Source organism: Clavibacter rahimiani (assembly GCF_052654495.1).
Genome location: NZ_CP199790.1, coordinates 2835323 through 2853354, shown reverse-complemented (window position 1 = coordinate 2853354; position 18032 = coordinate 2835323). Strand labels below are relative to the sequence as shown.

Genomic DNA, 18032 nt, shown 5'->3' with positions numbered 1-18032 from the left:
CAGTGGGTAAGGCCAAGTTCGAGCGGACCAAGCCGCACGTCAACATCGGAACGATCGGTCACGTCGACCACGGCAAGACGACGCTGACGGCAGCGATCTCCAAGGTCCTGGCGGACAAGTACCCGTCGGCGACCAACGTGCAGCGCGACTTCGCGTCCATCGACTCCGCTCCCGAGGAGCGCCAGCGCGGCATCACGATCAACATCTCGCACGTCGAGTACGAGACGCCCAAGCGTCACTACGCTCACGTCGACGCCCCGGGTCACGCTGACTACATCAAGAACATGATCACCGGCGCGGCGCAGATGGACGGCGCGATCCTCGTGGTCGCCGCCACCGACGGCCCCATGGCCCAGACGCGCGAGCACGTGCTGCTCGCGAAGCAGGTCGGCGTGCCGTACCTGCTCGTCGCGCTCAACAAGTCCGACATGGTCGACGACGAGGAGATCCTCGAGCTCGTCGAGCTCGAGGTCCGCGAGCTGCTCTCCAGCCAGGACTTCGACGGCGACAACGCCCCCGTCGTCCAGGTCTCCGGCCTCAAGGCGCTCGAGGGCGACGAGAAGTGGGTCGAGCAGATCGTCAAGCTCATGGAGGCGGTCGACGAGTCCATCCCCGAGCCCGTCCGCGACAAGGACAAGCCGTTCCTCATGCCCGTCGAGGACGTCTTCACGATCACCGGTCGTGGCACCGTCGTCACGGGTCGCGCCGAGCGCGGCACGCTGGCGATCAACTCGGACGTCGAGATCGTGGGCATCCGTCCCACCGTCAAGACCACCGTCACGGGCATCGAGATGTTCCACAAGCAGCTCGACGAGGCCTGGGCCGGCGAGAACTGCGGTCTCCTGCTCCGCGGCACCAAGCGCGAGGACGTCGAGCGCGGCCAGGTCATCGTCAAGCCGGGTTCGGTCACGCCGCACACGGACTTCGAGGGCACCGCGTACATCCTCTCCAAGGAGGAGGGCGGGCGTCACAACCCGTTCTACGCGAACTACCGTCCGCAGTTCTACTTCCGCACCACCGACGTCACCGGCGTCATCACGCTGCCCGAGGGCACCGAGATGGTCATGCCCGGCGACACCACCGACATGAACGTCGCGCTGATCCAGCCGATCGCCATGGAGGAGGGCCTCGGCTTCGCCATCCGCGAGGGCGGCCGCACCGTCGGCGCCGGCACGGTCACGAAGATCGTCAAGTAGCACCCAGCTCCACCAGCACCACCAGCACCACCTCCGACAGGGTCGGGCCGTCATGGCCCGGCCCTGTCGGCCGTTAACCCAGGGAGTCCTCACGGCCTCCTGCGGATGCCGGCCCGCGATCAGTCGTGCGCTAACGATCTCCCGCTCTGCGCGTAGGTTCGAGGGATGGTCAGACTCCGTCGCAGCGACGCCAACGGCAAGGGCTACACGCGGAAGCGGTCCGGGAAGGGCTGGACCTACCTCGACTCCGACGGGAACCGGGTGAGCGACCGCGACCTCCGTGCGCGCATGGAGGGCCTCGGCATCCCGCCCGCCTGGACCGACGTGTGGATCGCCCCGTACGAGAACGGCCACGTGCAGGCCACGGGCGTCGACAGCGCCGGGCGCCGGCAGTACATCTACCACCCGACCTGGCGCGAGCAGAAGGACCGGATCAAGTTCGACCGCGCGCTGCAGCTGGCCGAGTCGCTCCCGTCCGCGCGCCGGCAGGTGACGATGCACCTCCGCCAGGACGGGTTCACGCGCGAGCGCGCCCTCGCCGCCGGCTTCCGCATGCTCGACACCGGCAGCCTCCGGGTCGGCAGCGAGCGGTACACCGAGTCGAACGGGAGCCACGGGCTGACGACGCTGCTCTGCTCGCACGTGACCGTGCACGGCGACGCCGTCCACCTCGAGTTCCCCGCGAAGAGCGGGCAGGAGTGGTCGAGCGACATCCGGGATCCGGACCTCGTCAAGGTCGTGCGGGGCCTGAAGCGCCGCGGCCCGAATGCCCGCCTCCTGGCCTACAAGGAGGGGACGGCCTGGCACCCGCTCGGCGCCGCCGACATCAACGACTACGTGCGGGAGCGCACCGGCGGGGAGTTCACCGCCAAGGACTTCCGCACGCTGCACGGCACGGTCGCCGCGGCGATCAGCCTCGCGAAGCACGGCCCCGAGGAGACGAAGGGCAAGCGGCAGCGTGCGCTCGCGCAGGCGTACCGGGATGCCGCCGAGGTCCTGAGCAACACCCCCACGATCGCGAAGAACAGCTACGTGGATCCGCGGCTCGTCGACGAGTACGCGCACGGCCGGACGATCGACCCGCAGCGCGTCGCCTCGGGGGAGACGGAGCTCCGGAACCTGCTGTTCCGGTGATCGGGAGACGGCCGTCGAGCTCCCCTCCAATGCTGTCCCGAGGCCCGGGATTCCGGGGGAGTGGGCGCGACACGCCCGGGTTGCACGTGGGGCCCGACTATGACAAACTCGTCTAGTTCAACATTCCGGTGCACGGCGCCCTGCGCGCGAGACACCGGATCACTGCCAGGCAGTGCATAGCCGCCCGGAGCGCACGTCGCTCCAGGAGCAGGTTAGGCCGCGGGCAGCAGAGCACAGGCACCGACACCCACCGGATGAGCATCGCTCCTCCGCGCCCGCATGCGGGCGGGTGCACGAGCTGCCCGAGGCCGCGTCCCACGATGCGAGCCCGGGTGCACGACGGACCAGGACGCCACGAGGCGCACCGGTCCGAGCGAGGGACACACGCGTCCAATACGGTCCGAGGCCGCATGACGCACGAAAGAGAGAGAGTCACACATGGCGGGACAGAAGATCCGCATCCGACTTAAGTCGTACGACCACTCGGTCATCGACTCCTCGGCCCGGAAGATCGTCGACACGGTGACCCGCGCGGGCGCCACGGTCGTCGGCCCGGTGCCGCTGCCCACGGAGAAGAACGTGATCTGCGTGATCCGTTCCCCCCACAAGTACAAGGACAGCCGCGAGCACTTCGAGATGCGCACCCACAAGCGTCTGATCGACATCGTCGACCCGACGCCGAAGGCGGTCGACTCGCTCATGCGACTCGACCTCCCGGCCGACGTCAACATCGAGATCAAGCTCTAAGGGAACCCATGTCTACCGCTAACAGGACTTTCACCGGTCTGCTCGGCACGAAGCTGGGCATGACGCAGGTGTGGGACGAGAACAACAAGCTCATCCCCGTGACCGTCGTGCAGATCACCCCGAACGTCGTCACCCAGGTGCGCACGCCCGAGGTCGACGGCTACGGCGCGATCCAGATCGCCTACGGCCAGATCGACCCCCGCAAGGCCGACAAGCCGAGCACCGGCCACTTCGACAAGGCCGGCGTCACGCCGCGCCGCCACCTCACCGAGGTCCGCACGGCCGACTTCGCCGAGTACACGCTCGGCCAGGAGATCACGGTCGGCGCCTTCGAGCCCGGCACCAAGGTCGACGTCGTCGGCACCAGCAAGGGCAAGGGCTTCGCCGGCGTCATGAAGCGCCACAACTTCAAGGGCGTCTCCGCGTCGCACGGTTCGCACCGCAACCACCGCAAGCCCGGTTCCATCGGCGCCTCCTCGACCCCCAGCCGTGTCTTCAAGGGCATGCGCATGGCCGGTCGCATGGGTGGCGAGCGCGTCACCGTGCTGAACCTCGTCGTCCACAGCGTGGACGCCGAGAAGGGCCTCCTGCTCGTCAAGGGCGCAGTGCCCGGCGCGCGTGGCCGCATCGTCTTCGTCCGCAACGCAGTGAAGGGGAAGTAGTCATGGCTACCGACACCCAGCTCGACGTCCTCGACGCGACCGGTGCAGTCACCGGCTCCGTCGACCTGCCCACGTCGATCTTCGACGTGCAGACCAACGTCCCGCTCATCCACCAGGTCGTCGTCGCCCAGCTCGCCGCGGCGCGCCAGGGAACGCACAAGACCAAGGGCCGCGGCGAGGTCTCCGGCGCCGGCCGCAAGCCGTTCAAGCAGAAGGGCACCGGCCGCGCTCGTCAGGGCTCCATCCGCGCGCCCCAGATGACCGGCGGTGGCATCGTCCACGGACCGACGCCCCGCAACTACTCGCAGCGCACCCCCAAGAAGATGATCGCCGCGGCTCTGCTCGGCGCCCTCTCCGACCGCGCGCGCGGCGCCCGCCTCCACGTCATCGAGAGCCTCTCCGCCGGAGACGTCCCCTCGACGAAGACCGTGGTCGCGCTGCTCGACGGCATCGCCACGAGCAAGCACGTCCTCATCGTCCTGGAGCGCACCGACGAGGTCAGCCTCCGCAGCGTGCGCAACATCCCGACGGTCCACGTGCTGTCCTACGACCAGCTCAACGCGTACGACGTGCTCGTGAGCGACGACATCGTCTTCACGAAGGGCGCGTTCGACGCGTTCGTCGAGTCGAAGACGGCCAAGGAAGAGGTTGCCGCATGAGCGCCACCCAGAAGGACCCCCGCGACATCATCATCGCGCCGGTCGTCTCCGAGAAGAGCTACGGCCTGATCGACCAGGGCAAGTACACGTTCATCGTGGACCCCCGCTCGAACAAGACCGAGATCAAGCTCGCGATCGAGAAGATCTTCGGCGTGCAGGTCGCGTCGGTCAACACGCTCAACAAGCAGGGCAAGACGCGCCGCACGAAGTTCGGCCTGGGCAAGCGCAAGGACACCAAGCGCGCCATCGTCTCCCTCAAGTCGGGCTCCATCGACATCTTCACGACTGTCGGCTGAGACCGGGACTAGGAAAACACCAATGGCTATTCGCAAGTACAAGCCCACGACCCCGGGTCGTCGCGGTTCGTCCGTCGCCGACTTCGTGGAGATCACGCGCTCGACGCCCGAGAAGTCGCTGCTCCGCCCGCTCTCCAAGACCGGTGGCCGCAACAACCAGGGTCGGATCACGACCCGTCACATCGGTGGTGGCCACAAGCGCCAGTACCGCGTGATCGACTTCAAGCGCAACGACAAGGACGGCGTCATCGCGACCGTCGCCCACATCGAGTACGACCCCAACCGCACGGCGCGCATCGCGCTCCTGCACTTCATCGACGGCACGAAGCGCTACATCCTCGCGCCGAACAAGCTGAAGCAGGGCGACAAGATCGAGTCAGGCGCCACGGCCGACATCAAGCCCGGCAACAACCTGCCGCTGCGCAACATCCCGACGGGTACCGTCATCCACGCCATCGAGCTCCGCCCCGGCGGCGGCGCGAAGATGGCCCGCTCCGCCGGCGCCTCCGTGCGCCTCGTGGCGAAGGACGGCCCCTACGCCCAGCTGCGTCTCCCCTCGGGTGAGATCCGCAACGTCGATGCGCGCTGCCGCGCCACCATCGGCGAGGTCGGCAACGGCGAGCAGTCCAACATCAACTGGGGCAAGGCCGGCCGCATGCGCTGGAAGGGCGTCCGCCCGACCGTCCGTGGTGTCGCCATGAACCCGGTCGACCACCCGCACGGTGGTGGTGAGGGCAAGACCTCCGGTGGTCGCCACCCGGTCAGCCCGTGGGGCCAGAAGGAAGGCCGCACGCGCCACATCAACAAGCCCAGCGACAAGCTCATCGTTCGCCGCCGCAACGCCGGCAAGAAGCGCAAGTAGGAGTTGTAGAAGATGCCACGCAGTCTGAAGAAGGGCCCCTTCGTCGACGACCACCTGCTCCGCAAGGTGATCTCGGCGAACGAGGCCAGCAGCAAGAACGTGATCAAGACCTGGTCGCGCCGCTCGATGATCATCCCGGCGATGCTGGGTCACACCATCGCGGTGCACGACGGTCGCAAGCACGTCCCGGTGTTCGTCACCGAGTCGATGGTGGGCCACAAGCTCGGCGAGTTCGCTCTCACGCGCACCTTCCGCGGCCACGTGAAGGACGACAAGAAGGGTCGTCGTCGCTAACGCGGCGACGAGAAGGAGGAGAGAAATGGTGGAGTCGATCGCACGCGTGCGTCACATCCGCGTCACCCCCCAGAAGGCCCGTCGCGTCGTGGACATGATCCGCGGGAAGCAGGCCGAGGAGGCCCTGGCCATCCTGAAGTTCGCGCCGCAGGGCGCGAGCGAGCCGATCTACAAGCTGGTGGCCTCGGCCATGGCGAACGCGCGGGTCAAGGCCGACGCGTCGAACAGCTTCCTCGCGGAGCAGGACCTCTACATCGCCAAGGCGTTCGTGGACGAGGGCACCACCCTCAAGCGGTTCCAGCCGCGCGCACAGGGTCGCGCATTCCGTATCAACAAGCGCACCAGCCACATCACGGTCGTCCTCGCGACGCCGGATGAGGCGGACGTGGCGTCGACCACGAAGAAGGCGAGCAAGTAATGGGACAGAAGGTCAACCCGTACGGGTTCCGTCTCGGGATCACCACCGACCACGTGTCGCGTTGGTTCTCGGACAGCACGAAGAAGGGGCAGCGTTACAGCGACTACGTCGCCGAGGACGTGCGCATCCGCACCATGCTCAAGACGAGCCTCGACCGCGCCGGAGTGGCGCGCATCGAGATCGAGCGCACCCGTGACCGTGTCCGCGTGGACATCTACACGGCCCGCCCGGGCATCGTCATCGGCCGCCGCGGCGTCGAGGCCGAGCGCATCCGCGCCGACCTCGAGAAGCTCACGGGCAAGCAGATCCAGCTGAACATCCTCGAGGTGAAGAACCCCGAGGCCGAGGCGCAGCTGGTCGCCCAGGGCATCGCCGAGCAGCTCGCGGGTCGTGTGGCGTTCCGCCGCGCGATGCGCAAGGGCCTGCAGGGCGCCCAGCGCGCCGGCGCCAAGGGCGTCCGCATCCAGGTGTCGGGCCGCCTCGGCGGCGCCGAGATGAGCCGGTCGGAGTTCTACCGCGAGGGCCGCGTTCCGCTGCACACCCTCCGCGCGAACATCGACTACGGCTTCTACGAGGCCCGCACCTCCTTCGGCCGCATCGGCGTGAAGGTCTGGGTCTACAAGGGCGACATCACCAACAAGGATCTCGCTCGCGAGCAGGCGAACCAGAAGTCGTCGCGCCCCGAGCGCCGTAACGACCGTTCCGACGGTCGAACCGGGGATCGCCGCACCAACGCGCCGCGCACCGCGCCGGCCGCCGAGGCAGCGCCGGTCGCCGCAGCAGGAGTTGAGGCGTAACCATGCTTATCCCCCGTCGAGTCAAGCATCGCAAGCAGCACCACCCCGGTCGTACCGGCCACGCGACCGGTGGCACCACCGTGTCGTTCGGTGAGTACGGCATCCAGGCCCTCACGCCCGCCTACGTGACGAACCGGCAGATCGAGTCCGCTCGAATCGCCATGACGCGTCACGTCAAGCGCGGCGGCAAGGTGTACATCAACATCTTCCCCGACCGTCCGCTCACCAAGAAGCCCGCCGAGACCCGCATGGGTTCCGGCAAGGGCTCGGTCGAGTGGTGGGTCGCGAACGTCAAGCCGGGCCGCGTGCTCTTCGAGCTCTCCGGAGTCGACGAGGTCACGGCGCGCGAGGCGCTCACCCGGGCCATCCACAAGCTGCCCCTCAAGGCACGCATCATCAAGCGCGAGGAAGGCGACGCATAATGGCGATCGGTTCCAAGGAGCTCGCCCCCGTCGAGCTGGACACTTTCGAGGACGAGCGACTCGTCGAAGAGCTGAAGAAGGCCAAGGAGGAGCTGTTCAACCTGCGCTTCCAGTCGGCCACCGGTCAGCTCGACAGCCACGGCCGCCTCCGCGCGGTCAAGCGCGACATCGCTCGGATCTACACGGTCATCCGCGAGCGCGAGCTGGGCATCCGTCCCACGCCCGCCCCCGTCGAGGTCCCCGAGAAGCCCGAGAAGAAGAAGGCGACGAAGAAGGCCGCGAAGGCCGACGACGCCGCCGTCACCGAGAAGGCTGAGGAGGCTTGATCATGGCGAACGCCGAAGAGAAGAACACGGCGGACACCGCGACGGTCGACCGCGGCTACCGCAAGTCCCGTCGTGGCTACGTCACGAGCGACAAGATGGACAAGACCATCGTCGTCGAGGTCGAGGACCGCGTGAAGCACCCGCTGTACGGCAAGGTCATCCGCCGCACCTCCAAGGTCAAGGCGCACGACGAGGCGAACTCCGCCGGCATCGGCGACCTGGTCCTCATCAACGAGACCCGTCCCCTCAGCGCCTCCAAGCGCTGGCGCCTGGTCGAGATCCTCGAGAAGGCCAAGTAGCCCCGGCTGCTTGGATGAAGGAGCAACAGTGATTCAGCAGGAATCCCGCCTCAAGATCGCGGACAACACGGGCGCCAAGGAGATCTTGACCATCCGCGTCCTCGGTGGCTCGGGTCGCCGCTACGCCGGCCTCGGTGACGTCATCGTCGCGACCGTCAAGGACGCGATCCCCGGCGGCAACGTCAAGAAGGGCGAGGTCGTCAAGGCCGTCATCGTCCGCACCAAGAAGGAGACGCGCCGTCCCGACGGCTCGTACATCAAGTTCGACGAGAACGCCGCCGTCATCCTGAACAGCAACGGGGAGCCCCGCGGCACCCGCATCTTCGGACCGGTGGGCCGCGAGCTCCGGGACAAGAAGTTCATGAAGATCATCTCGCTGGCACCGGAGGTCATTTAGTCATGGCGAACATCAAGAAGGGTGACCTCGTGCAGGTCATCACGGGTCGCACGCAGGCCAAGGGCGGCGACCGGGGCAAGCAGGGCAAGGTCCTGTCCGTCCTGGTCGAGCGCAACCGCGTCGTCGTCGAGGGCGTGAACTTCATCACGAAGCACGTCCGCGTCGGCCAGACGCAGCGCGGCTCCAAGACCGGCGGCATCGAGACCGTCGAGGCGCCCATCCACATCTCCAACGTCGCGCTCGTCGACCCCGAGTCCAAGAAGCCCACGCGTGTCGGCTTCCGGACCGAGACGGTCGAGAAGGACGGGGTCTCCAAGACCGTCCGCGTCCGCTACGCCAAGAAGTCAGGTAAGGACCTCTAGCAATGACCGACACCGCAACCGCTGGCACGGCCGAGGGCAAGCAGCTCCCGCGCCTGAAGCAGAAGTACCGCTCCGAGATCGTCAGCCAGCTGACCGCTGATCTCGGCCTCACGAACGTGCACCAGGTGCCCGGGCTCACGAAGATCGTCGTGAACATGGGCGTCGGCGACGCGGCTCGCGACGGCAAGATCATCGACGGCGCGGTCGCCGACCTCACCAAGATCACGGGCCAGAAGCCGCAGGTCACCAAGGCCCGCAAGTCGATCGCCCAGTTCAAGCTGCGTGAGGGCCAGGCCATCGGCACCCACGTCACGCTGCGCGGCGACCGCATGTGGGAGTTCCTCGACCGCCTGCTGTCCCTCGCCCTGCCCCGCATCCGCGACTTCCGTGGGCTCAGCCCCCGGCAGTTCGACGGCAACGGCAACTACACGTTCGGTCTCAACGAGCAGTCCATGTTCCACGAGATCGACCAGGACCGCATCGACCGGGTCCGCGGCATGGACATCACGGTCGTCACGACCGCTCGGACGGACGACGAGGGACGCGCGCTGCTCAAGGCGCTCGGCTTCCCGTTCCAGACGCCCGAGAACACGCCGTAGCACGCACCACACGCTCCACCCGCACGACCAGCACCACCGCACGATCGGCGCCGGGCACCCCCGCCCGGCGCCGCCACCACCACAGGTCGTCATCCGTGTCCGGATGAACGAAACCAGGCGAGAGAGGTACCACCAGTCATGACAATGACCGACCCGGTCGCCGACATGCTGACCCGACTCCGGAACGCGAACTCCGCGCACCACGACACGGTCTCCATGCCGCACTCCAAGCTCAAGTCGCACATCGCCGACATCCTCAAGTCCGAGGGCTTCATCGCCGGCTGGGACGTCGCGGACGCCCGCGTCGGCCAGACGCTGACGCTCAGCCTCAAGTTCGGACCGGACCGCGAGCGCTCCATCCGGGGCATCAAGCGCGTGTCCAAGCCCGGCCTCCGCGTGTACGCGAAGTCCGCCGAGATCCCCCAGGTCCTCGGTGGCCTCGGGGTCGCCATCCTGTCCACCTCCTCGGGGCTCCTCACGGACCGCCAGGCTGCGAAGAAGGGCGTGGGTGGGGAAGTCCTCGCCTACGTGTGGTAACGACATGTCCCGCATCGGAAGACTCCCCATCGACGTCCCCGCAGAGGTCGACGTCACCGTGGCCGGCCAGGTCGTCACGGTCAAGGGCCCCAAGGGCGAGCTGAGCCTCACCGTGGCCCAGCCCATCCGCGCCGAGGTCCAGGACGGACAGGTGCTCGTCACCCGTCCCGACGACGAGCGCGAGTCGCGCTCGCTCCACGGCCTCACGCGCAGCCTCATCGCCAACCAGATCGTCGGCGTCACCACCGGCTACACCAAGGGCCTCGAGATCGTCGGCACGGGTTACCGCGTCGCGATCAAGGACAAGGGCGTCGAGTTCGCGCTCGGCTTCTCTCACCCGGTGTACGTCGAGGCGCCCGCGGGCATCAGCTTCACCGTCGAGGGCGTCAACAAGATGACCGTCGTCGGCATCGACAAGCAGCTCGTCGGCGAGACGGCCGCCAACATCCGCAAGATTCGCAAGCCCGAGCCCTACAAGGGCAAGGGCGTCCGCTACGCCGGCGAGAACGTTCGCCGCAAGGCCGGAAAGAGTGGTAAGTGATCATGGCTCTCGGAGTTAGAGGAAAAAGCAAGTCCGCCGCCCGCGGTCGCAGGCACGCACGCCTGCGCAAGAAGGTGGAGGGGACCGAGCTGCGTCCGCGCCTCGTCGTCACCCGTTCGGCCCGTCACGTCTTCGTGCAGGTCGTCGATGACAGCCGTGGTCACACCGTCGCGTCCGCGTCGACCCTCGAGGCCGACATGCGCACGTTCGACGGCGACAAGACCGCCAAGTCGCGCAAGGTCGGCGAGCTCGTCGCCGAGCGCGCCAAGGCGGCCGGCGTGGAGAGCGTCGTATTCGATCGTGGTGGCAACCGCTACGCAGGACGCGTCGCGGCCATCGCCGAAGGAGCTCGAGAGGGTGGTCTGAGCCTGTGAGCGCAGCCGAGAACAACAGCAAGGAGCCCGAGGTCGTGGCCGTGGCGGAGACGCCCGTCGAGACCGCGGCGTCCACCGCACCCGCGCAGAACGAGGGCCGTGAAGGCCGTCGTGGCGGACGCGACCGGAACCAGGGCGGCCGCGACAGCCGCGGTGGCCGTGATGCCGACAAGAGCCAGTTCCTGGAGCGCGTCGTCACCATCAACCGCGTGTCCAAGGTCGTCAAGGGCGGTCGTCGCTTCAGCTTCACCGCTCTCGTGATCGTCGGAGACGGCAACGGACTGGTGGGCGTCGGCTACGGCAAGGCCCGCGAGGTCCCGACCGCCATCTCCAAGGGCGTCGAGGAGGCGAAGAAGAACTTCTTCCGCGTCCCCCGCATCGGCCTGACCATCCCGCACGCCGTGCAGGGTGAGGCCTCCGCCGGAGTCGTCCTCCTGCGTCCCGCGTCCGCGGGTACCGGCGTCATCGCCGGTGGCCCCGTCCGCGCGGTGCTCGAGTGCGCCGGCATCCACGACGTGCTGAGCAAGTCGCTCGGCTCGTCGAACACGATCAACATCGTGCACGCCACGGTCGAGGCGCTCAAGCAGCTCGAGGAGCCGCGCGCCGTCGCGGCCCGTCGTGGGCTCGAGCTCGAGCAGGTCGTCCCGGCCCGCATCCTCCGCGCCCAGCGTGCCGAGGCCGACGCGAAGGCAGGTGTCTGATGGCTCAGCTCCGAGTGACGCAGATCAAGTCCAAGATCAGCGAGAAGCAGAACCAGCGCGACACCCTGCGGAGCCTCGGGCTCCGTCGCATCGGTGCCGTGGTGGTCCGAGAGGACAACGCCCAGAACCGCGGCTACGTCAACACCGTCGCGCACCTGGTGAAGGTGGAGGAGATCGACTGATGGCTGAGAAGAACGAGTCGGCCGAGCAGGCGCCCGTGAAGGCGCCCAAGGCCGCACCCAAGAAGACCGCGAAGACCCCCGTCGCCGCCGCTTCCGCCGAGACGACCACGGTCGCCTCGACGGAGACGGTCAAGCGCGAGCAGGTCCTCAAGGTCCACCACCTCCGTCCCGCCGCCGGGGCCAAGAAGGCACGCCAGCGTGTCGGCCGCGGTGAGGGCTCGAAGGGCAAGACCGCGGGTCGTGGCACCAAGGGCACGAAGGCCCGCTACACGGTCCGCATCGGCTTCGAGGGTGGGCAGATGCCGCTGCACATGCGCACCCCGAAGCTCCGCGGGTTCAAGAACCCGTTCCGCGTCGAGTACCAGGTCGTGAACCTGGAGAAGCTCGCCGTTCTCTACCCCGACGGCGGCGACGTCACCACGAGCGACCTGGTCGCCAAGGGTGCCGTGCGCAAGAACGAGAAGGTCAAGGTCCTCGGGGACGGCGACATCTCGGTTAAGCTGACGGTTGCTGTCGACAAGGTCTCCGGCTCCGCTGCGGAGAAGATCGTCGCAGCAGGCGGCTCCGTCAAGTAGCACTGCAGGACGCACGGGAGGGGCGGTCGGGAATCCGGCCGCCCCTCCCGGCTACTGGGGCCGCATCGGGTCGGCCCGACCCCCGCCTCCCGGCGGACCTCCCACAGAAAGCAGGACACCCTCCGTGTTGAGCGCCGTCGTCAGGATCTTCCGCACCCCCGATCTGCGTCGCAAGATCGGCTTCACGCTGGGCATCATCGCCCTCTTCCGCCTGGGATCCTTCATCCCCGCGCCGTTCGTCGACTTCGCCAACGTGCAGTCGTGCCTCGCGGCGAACCAGGGCACCTCGGGCCTCTACGAGCTCGTCAACCTCTTCAGCGGCGGCGCGCTGCTGAAGCTCTCCATCTTCGCGCTGGGCATCATGCCGTACATCACGGCGTCGATCATCGTCCAGCTGCTCCGCGTGGTCATCCCGCACTTCGACACCCTCTACAAGGAGGGCCAGTCCGGCCAGGCCAAGCTCACGCAGTACACGCGCTACCTCACGATCGCCCTCGCGGTCCTGCAGTCCACGACGCTCATCACGGTCGCGCGCAGCGGTGCGCTGTTCGGCCAGACGAACGTCAGCGCCTGCACGCAGCTCATCACGAACGACGCCTGGTACGCGATCATGCTCATGGTCATCACGATGACCGCCGGCACCGGCCTCATCATGTGGATGGGCGAGCTCATCACGGAGCGCGGCATCGGCAACGGCATGTCGCTCCTCATCTTCACGTCGGTCGCCGCGGCCTTCCCGACCTCGCTGCTCGCCATCCAGCAGAGCCGCGGCTGGGAGGTCTTCGCCCTCGTGATCCTGGTCGGCCTGCTGGTCGTCGCCGCCGTCGTCTACGTCGAGCAGTCGCAGCGCCGCATCCCCGTCCAGTACGCCAAGCGCATGGTCGGGCGCCGCACCTACGGCGGCAACAACACGTACATCCCCATCAAGGTCAACATGGCCGGCGTCGTGCCCGTCATCTTCGCCTCGTCGCTGCTGTACCTGCCCGCGCTCGTCGCGCAGTTCAACCAGCCGGCCGTCGGCCAGGCGCCCGCGCCGTGGGTGCAGTGGATCACCGACAACCTCACGACGGGCGACCACCCGCTCTACATGGCGATGTACTTCCTGCTCATCGTCGGCTTCACGTACTTCTACGTCGCCATCACCTTCAACCCGGAGGAGGTCGCCGACAACATGAAGAAGTACGGCGGCTTCATCCCCGGCATCCGCGCCGGCCGCCCGACCGCCGAGTACCTCGACTACGTGCTCACGCGCATCACACTGCCGGGCTCGCTGTACCTCGGCCTCATCGCGCTCCTGCCGCTCATCGCCCTGTCGCTCGTCGGCGCCAACCAGAACTTCCCGTTCGGCGGCGCGAGCATCCTCATCGTGGTGGGCGTCGGCCTCGAGACGGTGAAGCAGATCGACTCGCAGCTGCAGCAGCGCCACTACGAGGGGCTGCTCAAGTGACCCGGCTCCTGATCGTCGGCCCGCCCGGCGCCGGCAAGGGCACGCAGGCGAAGCGCATCGCGGCCGAGTACGGCATCCCGGACATCTCGACGGGCGACATCTTCCGCCAGAACATCAAGGACGGCACCGAGCTCGGCCAGCAGGTCCAGGCGCTCGTCGACGCGGGGAACTACGTCCCGGACGAGCTCACCAACAGCCTCGTCACCGGCCGCCTCCAGGAGGAGGACGCGCAGGCGGGCTTCCTGCTGGACGGCTACCCCCGCACGCTCGACCAGGTCGCGTACCTGGAGGAGCTGCTGCAGGGCTGGGGCCACGAGCTCGACGCCGTGATCCAGCTCGTCGCCGACGAGGACGAGGTCGTCGCCCGCCTCACGCGCCGCGCCACCGAGCAGGGCCGCGCGGACGACAGCGAGGACGCCATCCGTCACCGCCAGGAGGTGTACGTCCGCGAGACGTCGCCGCTCATCGCCGTGTACCGCGACCGCGGGCTGCTGCTCGAGGTCGACGGCCTCGGCGAGGTCGACGAGGTCGCCGCCCGCATCCGCGAGGCCCTCGCCGCCCGAGGCATCCGCCCGGTCTCCGACGCGGGCCGCGTCTAGCCCGTGGGAGCGCTCCGCCGCACGCCCGGGATCTACAAGACCCCGGACGAGATGCGCCGCATGGTCGCCCCCGGGCTCGCCACCGCCGCCTCGCTCGACGCGGTGCGGGCGCTCATCGCCCCCGGCGTCACGACCCGCGAGCTCGACGCCGCGGCCGACGCCGCGATCCGGGCGCTCGGCGGGCACTCGAACTTCCAGCTCGTGCCGGGCTACCGCCACACGGTGTGCGTCTCGGTGAACGACGAGGTCGTGCACGGGATCCCCGGCGACCGGGTCCTGCAGCCGGGCGACATCGTCTCGGTGGACAGCGGCGCGGAGATCGACGGCTGGAACGGCGACTCGGCCATGACCGTCGTCGTCCCCGATCCCGCGCGTCCGGACGTCGTGGAGGCGCGCGAGCTCCTGTCCCGCGTCACCGAGGACTCGCTGTGGGCCGGCATTGCCCGGCTCGCGACGGCGTCCCACCTCAACGAGGTGGGGGAGGCGGTCGAGGAGTCCGTCGAGGCCGCCGGTGCCTTCGGCATCGTCATGGACTACACGGGCCACGGCATCGGCCGGAGCATGCACGAGGATCCGCCGGTGTTCAACTACCGCGTGCGCGGGAAGGGCCCGGCGGTGAAGCCCGGGCTCGTCGTCGCGATCGAGCCGATGATCACCGACGGCGAGTCGGAGACGCGCGTCCTCGACGACGACTGGACCGTCGCCACCGTCGACGGCAGCATGGCCTCGCACTGGGAGCACTCCGTCGCGGTGCACGCGCGCGGCATCTGGGTGCTCACCCTGGCGGACGGCGGGGCGTCGCGCCTCGTGCCGCTGGGCGTCACGCCCGTCGCGCCCTGAGCGTCGCCGGCCGCTGACGGCCGAGTGCGTCCGGGGCCGGCGCGGCCCGCCGGCCCCGGGTCAGGTGTCCATGACGTGCACGAGCTCCTCGATGAAGGAGCCGTGCGATCCCGACGCCCGCATGATCGCCTGCACGTCGCGGTGGTCGGAGAAGACCTCCACGAACTGGTCGAACACATGCTGGAAGCTCGTGCGCCCGCTCGCGCTGAAGGCGACGAGCGCCACCACGTGCACGCGGTTGCCGCCCCACTGCATCGCCTCGTCGTTCACCACGATCGCGATGGCGGTGCGGTGCGCCGTCATGGCGAGCGAGTGCGGCACGGCGAGCGTGTCCGTGAAGGCGGTGGACGACAGCCGCTCGCGCTCGATGGCGCCCTCGATGTACTCGGGCTCGATGATGCCCTGCTCGACCATGCGCTGACCGAGCAGCCGGATCATGGCCTCCTCGTCGGGCGCGTGCAGGTCCCGGAAGAACAGCGACTCGTCGAGGAAGCGCAGCAGGTCGTGCTTCATGGAGCTCCGGCGCGCGTGCCGGCGGACGCGGGCCACGGCGCGGCGGATCGACTCGATGTCGTCCGGCGTCGGCAGCGGCTGCACGACCACGACGTTGTCGGCGGGCGGCCGGGATCCGGTCGCGTCGATCACGAGCTGCACCCCGAGCGCGTCGGCGTCGACGTCGGTGCGCGTCACGACGGCGTCCACGCTGATGTCCGCGCCGAGCGCCTGCTCGATGCGGCTGCGCATGATCTGGTGCAGGTCGTAGTAGTTCGGGCACACGAGCGCGGTGGCGACCCGGTCGTCGCGCCGCGCGACGCGCTCCCGGTGCGACCCCACGTGCAGGGCGATGTAGGCGATCTCGTCGTCGTTGATCGCGATGCCGCGGCGGCGCTGGACCTCGCTCGCGATGAAGACCGCGATCTCGTAGGTCATCGGGTACGAGGTCTTGATGGAGCGCGCGAGCGGGTTGCGGGAGAAGGAGCGGTCGGCGGCGCGCGCGACGAGGTTGCCGAGGTGCAGGGAGAAGCGGACCGTGAAGTCCTCGTCCTCGAGATCGACCAGGTACTCCTGCTTCACGCGGCGGACGATGGCGCGCACCACGTCGAGGTCGCTCTCGACGACGTGCTCGCGCATCACGGTGGCCAGCGACTGCTCGTTGCCGGGGGTCACGACGCGCGTGCGGACGAGGAGGGCGAGGTAGGCGACGTCGCCGGCCGGCACCGGCACGTCGAAGTGGGCGGCGAGGAGGCGGGCGAGCACGTCGCGGATGGCGAGCGCCGTGGGATCCGCGGCGGCTCCGGCGGCGGCGTCGTGGCCGGCGGCATCGGCCTCGTCGGCCGGATCCCCGTCCGCCGCGGGGAGGGCATCGACCTCGGCGTCCTCGTCCGCGCGCCGCGGCGACCGCGCGAGCCGGTCCATCGCGATCGCCACGTGCAGGAGCACGTTGTCGACGCCGTACTCGTTCACGAAGAAGCCGCGCTCCGTGAGGTCGCGGATGAGGTCCGTCTTGAACGCCTTCAGGGAGTCGGAGGCGAACTCGCGCTGCACGGACTCCAGCGGCAGGAAGCCCTGCGCGCTCTCGTCGCGGAACATGCGGGACAGCAGCCGGCGGAAGTCGCGCTCCGAGCCCTCGAGGACCACCGTGGAGCCCGCACGGCGGAGCGCCAGACCCGCGTCCTCGACGAGGGCGCGCACCTTGCGGAGGTCCGCCTCCACGGTGGACTCGCTCACGTGCAGCTCGTCGGCGAGCGCGTGGACGTCGAGGCCGTCGGGCGCGTCACCGAGGCGGCGCACGAGGGCGTGCAGGCGGTCGCGGGGCGTGCCCTGCGGATCCGCCGCCGGCCGGTCGCCGAGGTGGCGGGCGTAGCTGCCGGCGTCGATGCGGTAGCCGTCGGGGGAGGAGGCGATGGCCACGCTCGAGCGCTCCCGCACGGCCGTGACGTAGTTGCGCACGCTGCGGGTGGTGACGCCCAGGCGGTCCGCGAGCTCGCCGGCCTCGACCCAGCGGTCGGCGGCGGACAGGTAGTCCAGCAGCCTCTCCTGGTTGTCGCTCAGCATGGTCGTCTCCCTCGCGGCGGTCCGCCTCGGCCGGATCCGCGGGGCGAGGCCGGTCCGTGCACACCGAGTCAACCATCCGGTCCGGGCGCGGATGCCCGCGCGGGCCCGCGCCGCACCGGTTTTCCTACCCTGCGGAAGCGGATCTGCTGGCGCCCCGCCCGGCCGCGGAGCACGATGGGACGACCAGCGACGACGCGAGGAGGCAAGCATGACCGGGAGGATCCTCGTCGTCTGCGGCTCCGGCGCATCCAGCACCTTCCTCGCCCACCGCCTCCGCGAGCTCGCCGAGGCCGACGGGCTCGAGATCGAGGCCGTCGCCGGATCCCTCGCCCACGTGCGGCTCGACGCCGCCGGCATGGACGTCGTCCTCCTCGGCGCCCACCTCGCCGACCGCCTCGACGCCGTCCGCGACGCGGCCGCCGACGAGGGCGCGACCGCGGTCCTCCTCGACGCCGACGCCTCGCGTCCCGAGGGCGCGCGCGCCGCGCTCGACCGGGCCCTCGCGGCGATGCGCACGGGCGCCCGCTCGCTCCGCCGCGCGCCCGGCCTGTCGGGGCTGTCCGCGATCCCCGGCCTCCACGGCCGCCCCGCCGGGGGAGCGCCGCCCGCCGCCTGATCACCGGCGCCCGCGCCGACCCCGCGAGACCCGCAGGACCCGCACGACCACCCAGACCCGCACGACCACCGCCCACCAGGGCCCCGCCGACGGGG

General features: G+C 69.2%; 27 protein-coding genes. 26 read left to right on the top strand and 1 reads right to left on the bottom strand.

All coding sequences use genetic code 11. The annotated features are described in order from the left end of the window. Positions 1-2: 2 nt before the first annotated feature. The 25 genes from tuf to map all read left to right on the top strand — a co-directional run bounded on the left by tuf (position 3) and on the right by map (position 15266). Positions 3-1196, top strand: coding sequence for an elongation factor Tu (tuf, locus tag ACT7CP_RS13515; protein WP_043584326.1), 1194 nt, complete (start codon positions 3-5; stop codon positions 1194-1196). A 165-nt stretch (positions 1197-1361) separates the two neighbouring features. Continuing rightward, complete coding sequence (locus ACT7CP_RS13510) at positions 1362-2330, top strand: DNA topoisomerase IB (protein WP_445442597.1); 969 nt, start codon at positions 1362-1364, stop codon at positions 2328-2330. A 438-nt stretch (positions 2331-2768) separates the two neighbouring features. After that, the gene (gene rpsJ, locus ACT7CP_RS13505) at positions 2769-3077 is read left to right on the top strand and encodes a 30S ribosomal protein S10 (protein WP_012039307.1); all 309 of its coding nucleotides are present in this window, start codon (positions 2769-2771) and stop codon (positions 3075-3077) included. An 8-nt stretch (positions 3078-3085) separates the two neighbouring features. Next, entirely contained in the window at positions 3086-3739 is a 654-nt protein-coding gene (gene rplC / locus ACT7CP_RS13500) for a 50S ribosomal protein L3 (protein WP_012297754.1), read from the top strand. A gap of 2 nt (positions 3740-3741) precedes the next feature. After that, positions 3742-4398, top strand: coding sequence for a 50S ribosomal protein L4 (gene rplD / locus ACT7CP_RS13495; protein WP_307506227.1), 657 nt, complete (start codon positions 3742-3744; stop codon positions 4396-4398). Then, complete coding sequence (rplW, locus tag ACT7CP_RS13490; RefSeq protein ID WP_191147461.1) at positions 4395-4694, top strand: 50S ribosomal protein L23; 300 nt, start codon at positions 4395-4397, stop codon at positions 4692-4694. Before rplD ends, rplW begins: the two co-directional genes overlap by 4 nt. A 22-nt stretch (positions 4695-4716) precedes the next feature. Next, a complete protein-coding gene (rplB, locus tag ACT7CP_RS13485) occupies positions 4717-5556 on the top strand; it encodes a 50S ribosomal protein L2 (RefSeq protein WP_307506231.1) in 840 nt (279 codons plus the stop codon). A 12-nt stretch (positions 5557-5568) separates the two neighbouring features. Further along, entirely contained in the window at positions 5569-5850 is a 282-nt protein-coding gene (gene rpsS / locus ACT7CP_RS13480) for a 30S ribosomal protein S19 (RefSeq protein ID WP_012039302.1), read from the top strand. A 25-nt stretch (positions 5851-5875) separates the two neighbouring features. Then, positions 5876-6268 (top strand): 50S ribosomal protein L22, encoded by a 393-nt coding sequence (gene rplV, locus ACT7CP_RS13475; RefSeq protein ID WP_116054425.1) that lies wholly within the window; start codon positions 5876-5878, stop codon positions 6266-6268. Next, positions 6268-7065, top strand: coding sequence for a 30S ribosomal protein S3 (gene rpsC / locus ACT7CP_RS13470; protein WP_012039300.1), 798 nt, complete (start codon positions 6268-6270; stop codon positions 7063-7065). Before rplV ends, rpsC begins: the two co-directional genes overlap by 1 nt. 2 nt (positions 7066-7067) lie before the next feature. Further along, complete coding sequence (rplP, locus tag ACT7CP_RS13465; protein WP_191147459.1) at positions 7068-7487, top strand: 50S ribosomal protein L16; 420 nt, start codon at positions 7068-7070, stop codon at positions 7485-7487. Then, the gene (rpmC, locus tag ACT7CP_RS13460; protein ID WP_063070794.1) at positions 7487-7813 is read left to right on the top strand and encodes a 50S ribosomal protein L29; all 327 of its coding nucleotides are present in this window, start codon (positions 7487-7489) and stop codon (positions 7811-7813) included. The genes rplP and rpmC overlap by 1 nt, the downstream gene beginning before the upstream one ends. Positions 7814-7815: 2 nt before the next feature. Continuing rightward, positions 7816-8112 (top strand): 30S ribosomal protein S17, encoded by a 297-nt coding sequence (rpsQ, locus tag ACT7CP_RS13455; protein ID WP_094116585.1) that lies wholly within the window; start codon positions 7816-7818, stop codon positions 8110-8112. A 28-nt stretch (positions 8113-8140) separates the two neighbouring features. Beyond that, a complete protein-coding gene (gene rplN / locus ACT7CP_RS13450; protein WP_012039296.1) occupies positions 8141-8509 on the top strand; it encodes a 50S ribosomal protein L14 in 369 nt (122 codons plus the stop codon). A 2-nt stretch (positions 8510-8511) separates the two neighbouring features. Next, positions 8512-8871 carry a 50S ribosomal protein L24 gene (gene rplX / locus ACT7CP_RS13445; RefSeq protein ID WP_043668810.1) on the top strand — a complete coding sequence of 120 codons (360 nt, stop codon included), beginning with the start codon at positions 8512-8514 and terminating at the stop codon, positions 8869-8871. A 2-nt stretch (positions 8872-8873) separates the two neighbouring features. Next, positions 8874-9470, top strand: coding sequence for a 50S ribosomal protein L5 (gene rplE, locus ACT7CP_RS13440; protein WP_413961525.1), 597 nt, complete (start codon positions 8874-8876; stop codon positions 9468-9470). Positions 9471-9608: 138 nt separating this feature from the next. Beyond that, entirely contained in the window at positions 9609-10007 is a 399-nt protein-coding gene (rpsH, locus tag ACT7CP_RS13435; protein ID WP_012039293.1) for a 30S ribosomal protein S8, read from the top strand. A 4-nt stretch (positions 10008-10011) separates the two neighbouring features. After that, positions 10012-10548 (top strand): 50S ribosomal protein L6, encoded by a 537-nt coding sequence (rplF, locus tag ACT7CP_RS13430; RefSeq protein WP_307506247.1) that lies wholly within the window; start codon positions 10012-10014, stop codon positions 10546-10548. Between the two features lie 2 nt (positions 10549-10550). After that, complete coding sequence (rplR, locus tag ACT7CP_RS13425; protein ID WP_012039291.1) at positions 10551-10922, top strand: 50S ribosomal protein L18; 372 nt, start codon at positions 10551-10553, stop codon at positions 10920-10922. 35 nt (positions 10923-10957) lie between these two features. Next, entirely contained in the window at positions 10958-11623 is a 666-nt protein-coding gene (gene rpsE, locus ACT7CP_RS13420) for a 30S ribosomal protein S5 (protein WP_012039290.1), read from the top strand. Then, positions 11623-11805: a 50S ribosomal protein L30 gene (rpmD, locus tag ACT7CP_RS13415; protein WP_012039289.1), complete on the top strand. Its 183-nt coding sequence runs from the start codon at positions 11623-11625 to the stop codon at positions 11803-11805. The genes rpsE and rpmD overlap by 1 nt, the downstream gene beginning before the upstream one ends. Further along, positions 11805-12380, top strand: coding sequence for a 50S ribosomal protein L15 (rplO, locus tag ACT7CP_RS13410; protein WP_445442596.1), 576 nt, complete (start codon positions 11805-11807; stop codon positions 12378-12380). The genes rpmD and rplO overlap by 1 nt, the downstream gene beginning before the upstream one ends. Positions 12381-12504: 124 nt before the next feature. Further along, positions 12505-13827, top strand: coding sequence for a preprotein translocase subunit SecY (gene secY / locus ACT7CP_RS13405; protein ID WP_413961524.1), 1323 nt, complete (start codon positions 12505-12507; stop codon positions 13825-13827). Beyond that, positions 13824-14426, top strand: a complete 603-nt coding sequence (locus ACT7CP_RS13400; protein ID WP_445442595.1) for an adenylate kinase — start codon at positions 13824-13826, stop codon at positions 14424-14426. The genes secY and ACT7CP_RS13400 overlap by 4 nt, the downstream gene beginning before the upstream one ends. A gap of 3 nt (positions 14427-14429) precedes the next feature. After that, positions 14430-15266 carry a type I methionyl aminopeptidase gene (gene map, locus ACT7CP_RS13395; protein ID WP_445442594.1) on the top strand — a complete coding sequence of 279 codons (837 nt, stop codon included), beginning with the start codon at positions 14430-14432 and terminating at the stop codon, positions 15264-15266. 60 nt (positions 15267-15326) lie between these two features. Here the strand turns inward: map and ACT7CP_RS13390 are convergent, their stop codons facing one another. Then, positions 15327-17321 carry a BglG family transcription antiterminator gene (locus ACT7CP_RS13390; protein WP_445442593.1) on the bottom strand — a complete coding sequence of 665 codons (1995 nt, stop codon included), beginning with the start codon at positions 17319-17321 and terminating at the stop codon, positions 15327-15329. A gap of 208 nt (positions 17322-17529) precedes the next feature. Between ACT7CP_RS13390 and ACT7CP_RS13385 the strand changes: the two genes are divergently transcribed. Next, entirely contained in the window at positions 17530-17937 is a 408-nt protein-coding gene (locus ACT7CP_RS13385; RefSeq protein ID WP_445442592.1) for a PTS sugar transporter subunit IIB, read from the top strand. Positions 17938-18032: the final 95 nt, after the last annotated feature.